This is a genomic window from Desulfosporosinus hippei DSM 8344, from assembly GCF_900100785.1.
Lineage (GTDB): Bacteria > Bacillota > Desulfitobacteriia > Desulfitobacteriales > Desulfitobacteriaceae > Desulfosporosinus > Desulfosporosinus hippei.
Genome location: NZ_FNCP01000021.1, coordinates 38,942 through 50,765, shown reverse-complemented (window position 1 = coordinate 50,765; position 11,824 = coordinate 38,942). Strand labels below are relative to the sequence as shown.

Sequence of the window (11,824 nt, the reverse complement as noted above, 5' to 3'; positions counted from 1 at the left end):
AAAGCTAAAAGGAGTGATTTCATGAAGGTCAAGGATGTTATGCAAACCAATGTCATAACCATTCGAACGGATATGGAAATCAAGGAAGTAGCTAAGATCTTGTATGATCATCAAATTTCCGGTGCACCGGTGGTGGATTCTGAGGGGAAGCTTGTAGGAATTGTTAGTGAAGGAGACTTGTTACATAAAGAAACAAATCCTCAGATTCCGGGAGTCGTGGGAATTTTAGGTGCACTTATATATTACCGTGGTGTAAGGCAATACCAGTCAGATTTAAAGAAACTAATTGCCTTGCAAGCCTCGGAAATCATGACGTCTCAGGTGGTAAAGATTAATAAAGAAGCATCGATTGAAGAGGCAGCATCGTTAATGGTGAGCAAAAAAATTAAACGATTACCTGTTATCGAGGATGGCAAAATAGTGGGAATTGTAACCCGGATGGATATTATTAAGACACTTATTGATGATTAGAAGAAGACTTATCTTTCGCAGAGTTTATTTTCAAAAAAGCCTATAAAGTTAGTTCGAAAAGTAGGATTCCAATCAATGGAATCCTACTTTTCGACATTATCTCCAACATACACCAATGATATCTGATATAATGATAATATTATTCTACATATAAGCAAATGCTTTTCTCTAATTAATGTCTACGGAAAGGAGGATTGTAATGGATATTCATGGGGTGCAAAAACTACAATCCGGATTACTAAGGATAATTGCTGAAGGGGCTGGAGTAGCGGATATAGCTGAAGCCTTAACAAAGGTGATAGATGCACCGGTAATTGTGACTAATGAATTTCACAAAATTATTGCTTCTACTCATGAAGCTTATCCAAGACACTCCTTCATCAGAAGCAATCAGATTGAAAGGGCAAATAATCCGGGATTGTGTCAGATAAATTTGGGAAGCAATATCAATGAAGCCTATTCGTTTCCGAGTTATATTAAAAATGAAACCTTGGGCTTCTTATATATAATTGATGAGAAAGCTGATTCAGATTCAGCGGCCATTCAAAGGGTTGGCGAAGCTGCTGCACTTGTTTTAGCAGTTCAGTTGGCTAAAGAAAAGGAGTTCTCCTTATCTGAGAAACGCTATATTGACGCATTTCTCTTTGACCTGCTCTATGGAAATATGGAATCTGGGAAGGATATTATCTCTCGAGGAGAACTTTGGGGATGGGACTTAAGTCAACCGCAATGTGTTTTAGTCTTTGAATTTGATGATTATGACTATTTTTCCGGTGATAAGGAATTAATTGAGGTGCTTTTTGACAGTGTACAATCTGTAATGAACGAGTTGGGCGAAAAACCTGTTTTAACTAAGAAAAAGGGTGAGGTTATAGCCATTCTTTTTAAGTCGAAAGACAGCTTGCAGGAACAAAGTGACTACACCAAGTTATTAACGGACAAGGTGAAAAATCTTGTTCAAACAAGAATCCCTTCCCGAACTTTGCGCTTAGGGATTGGAAGAATTTACAAAAATCCTAAAGAGATTTTTCGAAGTTACCAAGAAGCAAAGGTAGCCCTGGAACTTGGCAAGTTAATGGATTCTCGCTTGAGAACCCCCTTTTTTGTTAAGTTAGGAGTGGCCAGGATCCTCTATAACCATGACCGCCAAGAATTAGCAGAACTATACAAAGAGACATTAGGAGATTTAGAACGCTATGATCTTATGCAGAAAACAGATCTTCTGAAAACCCTGGAAACCTTCCTGGCAAACCGCTGTGATTTAAAGGAGACTGCTAAAGTTAGTTATGTACATCCGAATACCTTGCGCTATCGCTTGAAGAAAATTGAGGAGATATTGGCTATAAATTTGGATGATTTCGATACTAAGCTGGATCTTATGGTGGCTTTTAAGATAAAGTACTTGAAAGCATCGGAAATAGAAAAGTAACCCGATCTCTTAAGCAGGGGGATAGGAGAAGGTATTATGATGGATGATCTTAAGATACATAGGAATGTATGCCCTCGAAACTGTTACAATACTTGTGCTATGCTTTCCCATGTCCTAAACGGCAAATTGATTAAACTAGAGGGAGACCCTGCCCACGGTTATTGTCAGGGACGCTTATGCGCTAAAGGATATGCCTATACACGTTACGTTTATAGTCCTGAGCGGCTAAAATATCCTTTGAGACAATATCCCAGAGGCTCGGGAAATTGGGTGCGGATTACTTGGGATGAGGCCTTAAGTCAAATATCCGAGAAAATAATTGAGTTAAATCATCGTTATGCCTCAAATCTTTCTCTCTCCTATAATAAATTCTCGGGTAATGTTGGCTTCCTGCATTATGCTACTGAAGGAATGTTCAATAGCCTTGGTTCCCATACTAAGCTAAAAGGCAACCCATGCCTGTCTGCCGGCCTGGATGCAATCGCCTATAGTTCGGGAGAGGGGAGAAACCCCGACCCTGAAGCCATGTCAGATTCCAAGTTAATCGTCATTTGGGGGGCTAATCCTGCCTGGACTGCCATCCATCAATTAAACTTTATTAATCAAGCCAGAGATAAGGGGGCAGTGCTGGTTGTTATTGACCCGGTGTATACTGCTACAGCGGGTCTGGCCGATCATTATATCCAAGTGCGACCCGGATCAGACGGTTTACTGGCCTTAGGGATCTCTAAGATCTTGGTTGAAAAGGGTAAGTATGATGCCTCCTTTGTTGAGAATCATGTTGAGGGCTGGGATAGTTTTCGCAGATATCTTCAAGAGATAGTACGCATTGAAGAAGTGTGCAGTCTAACCGGAGTTGAGGAAAGCACCCTGCAATTCTTCGCGGATCTGCTTTGGCAATATGATCCTGTGGCTACTTGGTGCGGTTTTGGCTTACAGCGGTATCAAAATGGGGGGCAAAATGTAAGAGCAATCTATGCCTTAAGTGCGATAACCGGGAATGTGGGAAAAGTCGGAGGTGGTTTTTACTACTTCCATCCCGGCATCGAGCTATTTCCCTTAAATTTATTAAATCATTCCGGGCCGGATGATGGCCAAATATCGAGAAGCGTTGATATTAATTATTTTCCGTCTCAAGTATTATCTTTGACTGATCCACCGGTTAAGTTATTATGGATTGCAGGAAGAAATCCCTTGAGTCAGGATCAAGAGGTTCAAAAGTGGACGAGATTAATAAGCGAACTGGAAATGGTCGTAACCGTTGATTTATTTATGACTAAAACCGGAGAAATGTCTGACATAGTCTTGCCTGCGGCAAGTCATTTTGAGGACTTCGACTTGAATATTAGTTATTGGCATCAGTGGTTGGCTCTTAATGAACCAGCCATCCCACCCTATTTTGAGGCAAAAAGCGACTTGGAAATCGCCCGCCAACTAACTCGCAGGTTAAATGAGTTGAGGCCCGGTTTTTCTAATTTTCCCTCTGAACGGACAGCAGAGGAGTGGATTGAGAGAGAGTTTACACCTGAAGTCTTGAGACATTACGGCTTATTAAGCTGGAGAGATTTATCTGCAGGGCCGGCAAAATTACTTGAGCAGAACAATCCTTGGTTGGATTTAAACTTTAAAACTAAATCAGGAAAGTTTGAGGTCTTCTCTAAAGGTGCTAAAGAGGATCAACTACCTGCGCTGCCTAGATATAGAAATGAAAAGCATGATTCCTCCTTTCCGCTGCGATTATTAACTCCGCAAAACATTACAGGAATACATTCTCAGAACTGGGCCCTGGAGTGGATAGGCAGAGATGAGAGAGAAGATGTCGTGTCTATCAATCCTCTTGATGCAGCCGAGAGAGGGATTAAGGATGAGGATGGCGTTAGAATCTATAATGCACAGGGTAAGGTCACCCGGAAGGCAAGGATCAATTCTGAACTGGTGCCCGGGATAGTTCTTCTTTACCAAGGCGGCAAGGAGCCCGTCAATAACCTTCTTTCCGGATTATCTGCGGATATGGGAAAAAGGAATAGCGGCAGTGACGGTGCTGCACTTTATAATGCTTTTGTCGAAGTGAAAAAGATAGAGAGGGATTGAGGATGACAGAGCAAATAGGTTTTTTGTTTAACGCCGATCGCTGTGTAGGGTGCAAGTCCTGCGAAATGGCTTGTAAAAATGAGAACTCAACACCGCTCAATGTCAACTGGCGCAGAGTGTCCTCCCTTAAATCAGGGAAAAATATATCCATATCCTGTAATCATTGTGAAAGCCCGGAGTGCTTTAGGGTTTGCACCCGGAGAGCCTATGTTAAACGCCGGGACGGCATTGTGATGATCGATGTTAACCGTTGCGACGGATGTATGAACTGCGTCTCTGCCTGTCCGTATAATGCGCCTCAATTTGACATCGAAAAAAACAAAGCCAGTAAATGTACATTTTGCTTGCCCCGCAGAGAAGCCGGATTAATGCCGGCTTGTGTCAGCGCCTGCCATACAGGTGCGCTCAGCACTATTAATATGGAACAGTACCCTAATGACACAGTTGCCACCATCGAAGGATTCCCGAATATCCGACTAACCAAACCTTCAATTCGTTTCTATCCCGTTAAAGAAAAAGCAAGGTATTGGATAAAGAATTGAATATTACTTTTATTGGAAGAATGTCCAAGAGATCCCCTCGTAAGTAAGCTGCTGGTGAATATCAGCTCACTTAGGAGGGGATTCTGCTTATATTTATAGTTTTCAGCCCACAATCTTTTGTTAAGTTAAAGTTTTAGTTTAGCGATAGTTCCCTTTTCGTAATTTTGTAATCTTGTACAAAAAAACAGGTGAATACTTGTAATCCTGTACAAATCGAAATATGTAATAATACCATATGTGGAGGTGATTTGTATGTTAGACAGCATAACAACTCAAACGACAACAAACCAACCGGTTAGTGAAGGTGTATTAGCCCTAATTGAGCTAAGGGCCTACGCTTACGACGTCTTGAGGAGGACATTTGCATCAGAACCGTCACAAGAGTATCTAGAGTTGATGAAGGATACCATCGTACAATTCCCTTTTGCCTTGGAAAGTGAAGATATTCTCAAAGGAATTAAGGCCGTCGATTCATCACTCAGCCGAAGTTCTGGGCTAAGCAGAGAAGAAGTGGATGGACTGCAGTGGGATTATACCCGCCTGTTTATCGGTCCCGACCAATTAGCGGCACCGCCTTGGGAGTCAGCTTATGCTAATGAAGATAAACTTCTTTTCCAAAAGGAGACCCTGGAGGTAAGAGGAGCTTACCTAAAGCATCTTTTTCTCCCCGCTCAATTTCAGCAGGAAGCAGATGACCACATCGGCTTGGAACTGGATTTTATGTATCAGCTATGTCTTGAGCTTTATGAAAAAGCGAAATCTGGTGAGAGTTTTCAGGAGGTTCTGGAAGATCAACAAAGCTTTCTCCAGCAACACCTGCTAAAGTGGGTACCTCGCTTTGGCCGGGATATTATCAATAATTCCACCACTGATTTCTACAAAGGAATGGCAAGTATCCTTATGGGGTATTTGTCTTTAGATCTAGGGGCTGTTGAGGAACTTTTAACAGTTAACTCTGCAAACAAAAGGTTTTAATTTCTATGGAGGTGAAATCCACTATGGCGAATCTGGTCGAGAAAGCAATTAACCACAAGTTAAACAGAAGGTCGTTTCTTGGTTTGTCTGCAGGTGCAGTTGCCGCCGTCACTCTGCCTGGGTGCGGGTTGCAAAAGGTTGATGCGGATAAGGCGGCCGAGTTATCTCAAATGGAAGGCGAATGGATTACAGCAGCTTGCTGGCATAACTGCGGAGGCCGCTGTCTTAACAAAGCCTATGTTGTCGAAGGGGTTGTTATTCGGCAGAAAACCGATGATACTCATCCTGATAGCCCAGACTTTCCCCAGCAAAGGGGCTGTGCTCGGGGACGCTCCCACCGAAAGATGGTGCTGGGAGCGGATCGCCTGAAATACCCAATGAAACGGAAGAACTGGGAACCTGGCGGCGGAAAGAAAGAGTTGCGGGGTAAGGACGAGTGGGTCCGGATCAGTTGGGATGAAGCTTTGGATATTATGGCAAGTGAAATAATGCGGATCAAAGATAAGTACGGAAATGCCAGTTTCTTTGCCCCTGCCGGTGGTTCCGGCGGTGGAATGGAACCTCAACGTCTCTTAAATGCTTATGGAGGCTGTACTGAGCGCTGGGGGAATGTTTCCTGGGGATCATGGCCTGACGTTTATAGTACTGTGACAGGGCTGCCCAACAATGGTGCATCTTCAGGAAATGACCGGTTTAGATTGCGTGATTCCAAACTCATCATCCTCTGGGGAGCTAACCCTGCTCAATCCAGTCAAGGTCTTCCTACCTATAACTATTTGCAAGCTAAAAAGGCAGGGGCAAAGTTTATTGTTATTGATCCACTTTATACTGAGTCTGCCCGAACCTTGGGAGATCAATGGATTCCCGTTCGTCCGGCAACAGATACTACCTTGCTCTTAGGTATGGCCCATTATATCATTACCAACAATTTACTCGACCAGAATTTCTTGAATAATTGCACCATTGGTTTTGACGCTGATCATATGCCCGCAGGTGCAGACCCTAAAGAAAACTTTAAGGATTATGTGCTGGGAACCTTTGACGGAACACCAAAGACTCCGGAATGGGCTTCGGAAATTTGTGGTGTCAGCGTGGACATTATTAAGAAGTTTGCTCATGAATATGCAACAACTAAGCCGGCAGCTATCATTTCCGGAGGAGCACCAGCCCGAATTAATAATGGTGAACACTTGCCTCATGCCATGATGACTTTGGCTTATATGACAGGAAATATAGGGATTCCGGGTGCCGGAGTAAGTCCTAATATGCATAATTCGGCAACGAATGCCGGCCCGGCTTTAGTTCAGCCAGGAGGCAATGGTATACCTAAAGTAAATAACCCCATCGCGAAAAGTCGAATCAATAGCGGGGAAATGTGGGATGCAGTTCTCGATGGTCAATTTACAGAAAGTAAAGGTAAGAAAGTTGACGTTAATATCCAGATGATCTGGAACTGGTTTAGTCATACCTTGAATCAGAGAGCAGGCGCGACCAGAGGGATTGAAGCTCATAAAAAGGTGGAGTTTGCCGTTGCTCAGAATCTGTTCTTGACCACTGACGCTAGGTACTCTGACTTGGTATTGCCGGTTACCTCCCAGTGGGAGAGACTTGGCGGGTTACTGACCGGAAACCGGGAAATCCTCATTTACCATACCCAAGTAATCAAGCCGTTATTTGAAGCCAAAAGTGATATGTGGATTGTGACAGAAATCGCTAAGCGCTTAGGGGTAGATACCAAAATAGTTAACCCAATTACAGAGGAACAAGAATTATATAATCAGATCGCCGGAGCTACAGTTATGAAAGCCGATGGATCGGGCTATGAAAAACTGGTTACCTTTACCGCTGAAGACATTCAAGCTCTCGGAGCGAAGGGAACACCCCAGACTGGGCGCATTTCCTATCAGGAATTCAAAGAAAAGGGAATTTACCAAGTTCCCAGATCTCGCGGAGATAAATTGGAATTTACGAGTTTTGAGGATTTTCTGGCTGACCCCGTTGGCAAAAAACTAGCTACTCCCAGCGGTAAATTTGAAATCTATTGTGACACACTCTCTAAGAAGATTGATAAAATCGGCTTTTCAACGAAATCTCCCATTCCGAAATACGATCCGCCTCTTGAAGGATATGAAGATGGGGTCAAAGACGGCTATCCCTTCCAGATTGTAACAATCCATTATTACAGACGATCCCATTCTACCTTGGATAATGTTCCCTGGCTTAGGGAAGCTTTCCCCCAAGAATTCTGGATGAATGCCGGCGATGCAGCGAAATTAGGGATTAAGACTAATGATATTGTCAAGGTAAGCAGCCGTCACGGAGTTGCAATCCGTCCTGCCTATGTCACAGAACGTATTATGCCGGGGGTTGTAGCCTTGGGAGAAGGGGCTTGGGTTGAGATGGACGAGCTGGCCGGGGTGGACAAAGCGGGAAGTACCGGGATCATTAATGGACACATTGCCACCGGTCAAGGCCATTCAGGATATAATTCATGTAATGTCAAGGTTGAAAAGTACGATAAGCCCCTTGAGCCAGATTACAAATGGCCTCAACGAATTATTTTCTAAGAGAGGTGAACAAGAATGGCACAACTAGGATTTTATTATGATATGACGATTTGCACCAGTTGCAAAGTATGTCAAATTGCCTGTAGTGATAAGAATGATTTGGAAGTAGGGACACTTTTCCGCAAGGTTTATAATTTCGAAGGGGGAGAGTTTCCCAACCCCTGGGCTTACAATCTCTCGATTGCCTGCAATCATTGTGCAGAACCTAAGTGTACAAAGAATTGTCCTACCGGGGCCCTGTACAAAAGGGAAAAAGACGGGATTGTCATGTTCGACGAAGGGAAATGCATAGGCTGCAAGATGTGCACTTGGTCTTGCCCTTACGGTCAACCTAAATATATCGAATCCAAAGGCAAATCCGGAAAGTGTAATTTCTGTGTGGATCTGATTGACGCCGGGGAAGAGCCTGCTTGCGTAGCAGCTTGTCAAATGAGAGCTCTTGAATTTGGGGATATCGAAGAACTGCGTAAAAAATATGGCAGTACAGCAGACATCAAAGGATTACCCGACTCAGGAATTACCAAGCCGCATTTGACTATTCATCCCAATAAAGAAGCTATGAAGTAGTTCAAGCAAGTGATAAAGGAGGCCTGATCAATGTTTGCTGAAGAATGGCCCTTAATGATGTTTACTCTAATCAGTCAACTAGCAATTGGAAGTTTTATTCTGCTAGTGCTCGTGCGTTCCCTGTTAGCCCCAAAAGATGCCTTAGCAGCTCGAAATCTTACGAATTTCGGCATTGGAGCAGTCGGTCCACTCATGGCCCTGGCTCTAATCTTCTCCCTCTTTCACCTGGGTACCCCATTTGGTGCCTATCGATCTCTCTTGAACTTAGGATCGTCATGGTTAAGTCGTGAAATACTCACAGCCGGAGGATTTTTAGTTCTATGGTTTTTCACTTACAAGGCTTATCAGAAAGAAAGTTCAGGCAACAGTCTGGGGTGGCTTACTTCTTTTGTCGGACTATTAACCATCCTTAGCATGGCAAGTATCTATAGCAATTCCATCCGTCCTGCCTGGTCCAATGCCCATACCTATATTGCCTTCTTTGGCGCTACCTTCGTGTTGGGATGCGCCGGGGCCATAGCTCTGATTGGGCATATAGCCAAAGGACAGACTTTATCCTCTGAGGTGATGGCGGTCCTTAAAAAGGTCTGTTATGTAGGTGCAGTGGCCTTGATTATACCCCTGATCTACCTGCCGGTTTTCTTTGGTAATCTAAATAGTGGCGACCCGGCTGCCCAAGCTTCAAGCATGCTCTTAACCGGCAGCTACCTGATTCCTCTAATCATAAGGTGGGCATTCTCACTCGTCGGAGTTATTATGCTTACAAACCTTATATCAAAGCAAAGCAAGGGAGTGAAAACTCTTCCTGCAAACAGTATTCTCTTAGCTGTGGCCTTAATTCTTGTCGGAGAATTTATTGGCAGATATGTATTCTATGCTTCTGCAGTGTCTATTATGGTCGGCTAATTGAAGAATATTAACTAATAATCAAGGACTGCAACAAACTGGAATTTAGTTTGTTGCAGTCCTTTTTTGCTGAAGTAGATTAGTATCCTGGTGTGTACCGTCTACAGCCTTTAGCTCCCTTTCGAACAGGAATATGTTGCAAGTATGATAAGTATGATGTATCATACTTATAGAGGTGGTAAGAATGATGCATCATGGTAAGTTCTATGGCTCGACAGTTATGGGAGAACGCGGACAAGTTGTTATTCCTGCCGAGGCCAGAGAAGAGATCGGTATCGTACCCGGTGAAAAGCTAATCGTGCTTGGCAATAAGAGAAGAGGGATTGTAATCTTATTTAAATCAGATGTCATGACCAGATTTGCCGATATGATGTTCAGAAAAAGTAGGTTCTTTGAAGAGCTGTTTAATTCTTGCGAAAAGGATTCGGATCCGAATAAAACCAAAGAATAGGGCTTAATCAGCATTACCGGAGGAAGAGGAATGTTTAAAGTCTGACTCAACTTAAGTAAACATAAAGTGCAAGGTTGTAACTAGGAGGAATTAGATGCCGATCATTATTAGATTTATTAAGGATAAACGCTTTCGAAGGATTATCTCAATGTTCCTCCAATTTGTATTTCAGCTCTGGTGGATAAATAAAAAAAAGAGATTTCTAAGTGACGAAAACTATCAGAAGCAAATCAAAGGGGTATATGGGAAACAAGCTGCTGTATTTACAGAGACGGCGACGGAACTGGGTGGGCTTCTTATCAAACTAGGGCAGTTTTTTAGTGCCAGGGTGGATGTTCTGCCAGAGGAATACACAAATGAACTTTCCAAGCTGCAGGACGCTGTTAAGCCGGTAGGTACCGAGGAAATTATTAAGCGGATTGAAGAGGAATATGGCAAACCGATTTCTGAAGTTTTTTTGAATTTTTCCAGAGAAGCGATTGCTTCTGCTTCCTTGGGGCAAGTTCATGTCGCTGAGATTCAGGGACAGAATAAAGTAGCGGTTAAGGTCTTGCGACCCGGGATTGAGAAAATCATTCAGACAGACTTCAACGCCCTTCGCTTTATGGTGACCTTTGCCAAGCGCTACCCCAAGATACGTGCTGCGGTGGATTTGGAGCAGATCTATAACGAGTTCGTGGAAACTACTCAGGATGAACTGGATTACCTCAAAGAAGGTCAACACGCGGATATCTTCCGGGCAAATTTCTCAGGGGACTCGCGAATTAACGTACCTGAAGTCCATTGGGAGTACACGACTCAGCATGTCTTAGTGATGGAATACGTCACAGGCTGTAAGGTGAACGATTACGAGAACCTGGCCAGGGCAGGAATTGACAGGGCAGAACTGGCAGATACTTTGATTTCGGCCTATGTTCAGCAATTACTCTCTGATGCATTTTTTCATGCTGATCCCCATCCCGGAAATTTATTAGTTAAAGAGGATGGTACTCTTATATTTATAGATTTTGGAATGGTAGGGCGGATTGAAAAAGGCATGCGGGAAGAATTGATGGCCTTTATTCTAGCCGTGTTTAAGAAAGATACGGATCAGATGGTAACTGTCTTTGAAAACTTGGGATTTCTTCGATCCCATGCTGACAAACAGACTTTGGCGAAGGGGTTAAAATTGATCTTAGCTAATGTCTTTGAGGATCCCAATCTGAGAAACGTCAATTCCGAAGAATTGCTCTTGGAGTTGAGAGAGTTTATGTATTCTCAGCCTTTTCAAATTCCGGCTCGAACCCTGTTTTTAGGAAAGTCCCTGTTAACTATCATGGGGATTTGTGGAGGACTGAATCCTCAGCTTGATCTTATTAAGACCCTTCGGCCCTATGCGGAAGAGTTGTTGGCCGGGGAAGCAGCGGGAAACAACCCTACAGGCTTTATTATCGATCAGGCCAAAAAAACCCTGACAGAGGTTGTTACTCTGCCCGAAAAATTAAATCGGTTTATTTCAGGTCTCGAAGGTGGCGAGATCAGACTTCATCCTTCCAGGAGTTTTGAGTCGAATCTTTTACAGAGCCAGAAGGACCAGACAAGCCGGATTGTGAGGGCGATTATTAGCAGTGGGTTCTTGATTTCAGGAACTATTTTGCTCGAGGGTTCCTATTTTAAGGTGGGATTAATGCTAATTATTCTTGCCGGGCTTACCTTCGCTTCCTTTCTGAAATCCAATTCAGGTTCTTCGGGAAGAAAGAGAATGGGGCATAGTGGCAGGAGCAGGGGTGGATCTTCAGGATTTCAAAAGCCTCGTTTTCATCCCTAAGCAACAATGTCAGCGCAG

The 11,824-nt window shown here is 43.4% G+C and carries 10 protein-coding genes; all 10 read left to right on the top strand.

Going from position 1 to position 11,824, the window contains the following annotated elements; all coding sequences use genetic code 11:
• Nucleotides 1–21: 21 nt before the first annotated feature.
• The 10 genes from BLS16_RS16445 to BLS16_RS16400 all read left to right on the top strand — a co-directional run bounded on the left by BLS16_RS16445 (nucleotide 22) and on the right by BLS16_RS16400 (nucleotide 11,806).
• Complete coding sequence (locus BLS16_RS16445; RefSeq protein WP_092334760.1) at nucleotides 22–471, top strand: CBS domain-containing protein; 450 nt, start codon at nucleotides 22–24, stop codon at nucleotides 469–471.
• Between the two features lie 199 nt (nucleotides 472–670).
• A complete protein-coding gene (locus tag BLS16_RS16440) occupies nucleotides 671–1,900 on the top strand; it encodes a PucR family transcriptional regulator (protein ID WP_092334759.1) in 1,230 nt (409 codons plus the stop codon).
• Nucleotides 1,901–1,936: 36 nt separating this feature from the next.
• Nucleotides 1,937–3,991, top strand: coding sequence for a molybdopterin-dependent oxidoreductase (locus BLS16_RS16435; RefSeq protein WP_092334758.1), 2,055 nt, complete (start codon nucleotides 1,937–1,939; stop codon nucleotides 3,989–3,991).
• Between the two features lie 2 nt (nucleotides 3,992–3,993).
• Nucleotides 3,994–4,533 (top strand): 4Fe-4S dicluster domain-containing protein, encoded by a 540-nt coding sequence (locus BLS16_RS16430; RefSeq protein WP_092334757.1) that lies wholly within the window; start codon nucleotides 3,994–3,996, stop codon nucleotides 4,531–4,533.
• 252 nt (nucleotides 4,534–4,785) lie between these two features.
• Complete coding sequence (locus tag BLS16_RS16425; protein WP_092334756.1) at nucleotides 4,786–5,508, top strand: TorD/DmsD family molecular chaperone; 723 nt, start codon at nucleotides 4,786–4,788, stop codon at nucleotides 5,506–5,508.
• Between the two features lie 23 nt (nucleotides 5,509–5,531).
• On the top strand, nucleotides 5,532–8,075 hold the full coding sequence (locus tag BLS16_RS16420) for a molybdopterin-dependent oxidoreductase (RefSeq protein WP_092334755.1): 2,544 nt from the start codon (nucleotides 5,532–5,534) through the stop codon (nucleotides 8,073–8,075).
• A 15-nt stretch (nucleotides 8,076–8,090) separates the two neighbouring features.
• Nucleotides 8,091–8,642: a DMSO/selenate family reductase complex B subunit gene (locus tag BLS16_RS16415; RefSeq protein ID WP_092334754.1), complete on the top strand. Its 552-nt coding sequence runs from the start codon at nucleotides 8,091–8,093 to the stop codon at nucleotides 8,640–8,642.
• Between the two features lie 30 nt (nucleotides 8,643–8,672).
• Nucleotides 8,673–9,548: a dimethyl sulfoxide reductase anchor subunit family protein gene (locus tag BLS16_RS16410; protein ID WP_092334753.1), complete on the top strand. Its 876-nt coding sequence runs from the start codon at nucleotides 8,673–8,675 to the stop codon at nucleotides 9,546–9,548.
• Nucleotides 9,549–9,732: 184 nt separating this feature from the next.
• Nucleotides 9,733–9,999 (top strand): AbrB/MazE/SpoVT family DNA-binding domain-containing protein, encoded by a 267-nt coding sequence (locus BLS16_RS16405; protein ID WP_242831061.1) that lies wholly within the window; start codon nucleotides 9,733–9,735, stop codon nucleotides 9,997–9,999.
• Between the two features lie 94 nt (nucleotides 10,000–10,093).
• On the top strand, nucleotides 10,094–11,806 hold the full coding sequence (locus BLS16_RS16400) for an ABC1 kinase family protein (RefSeq protein ID WP_092334752.1): 1,713 nt from the start codon (nucleotides 10,094–10,096) through the stop codon (nucleotides 11,804–11,806).
• Nucleotides 11,807–11,824: the final 18 nt, after the last annotated feature.

Coding starts and splice junctions, on each gene's coding strand:
- BLS16_RS16445 (WP_092334760.1), top strand. CDS start 22: ATGAAGGTCAAGGATGTTATGCAAACCAATGTCATAACCATTCGAACG.
- BLS16_RS16440 (WP_092334759.1), top strand. CDS start 671: ATGGATATTCATGGGGTGCAAAAACTACAATCCGGATTACTAAGGATA.
- BLS16_RS16435 (WP_092334758.1), top strand. CDS start 1,937: ATGATGGATGATCTTAAGATACATAGGAATGTATGCCCTCGAAACTGT.
- BLS16_RS16430 (WP_092334757.1), top strand. CDS start 3,994: ATGACAGAGCAAATAGGTTTTTTGTTTAACGCCGATCGCTGTGTAGGG.
- BLS16_RS16425 (WP_092334756.1), top strand. CDS start 4,786: ATGTTAGACAGCATAACAACTCAAACGACAACAAACCAACCGGTTAGT.
- BLS16_RS16420 (WP_092334755.1), top strand. CDS start 5,532: ATGGCGAATCTGGTCGAGAAAGCAATTAACCACAAGTTAAACAGAAGG.
- BLS16_RS16415 (WP_092334754.1), top strand. CDS start 8,091: ATGGCACAACTAGGATTTTATTATGATATGACGATTTGCACCAGTTGC.
- BLS16_RS16410 (WP_092334753.1), top strand. CDS start 8,673: ATGTTTGCTGAAGAATGGCCCTTAATGATGTTTACTCTAATCAGTCAA.
- BLS16_RS16405 (WP_242831061.1), top strand. CDS start 9,733: ATGATGCATCATGGTAAGTTCTATGGCTCGACAGTTATGGGAGAACGC.
- BLS16_RS16400 (WP_092334752.1), top strand. CDS start 10,094: ATGCCGATCATTATTAGATTTATTAAGGATAAACGCTTTCGAAGGATT.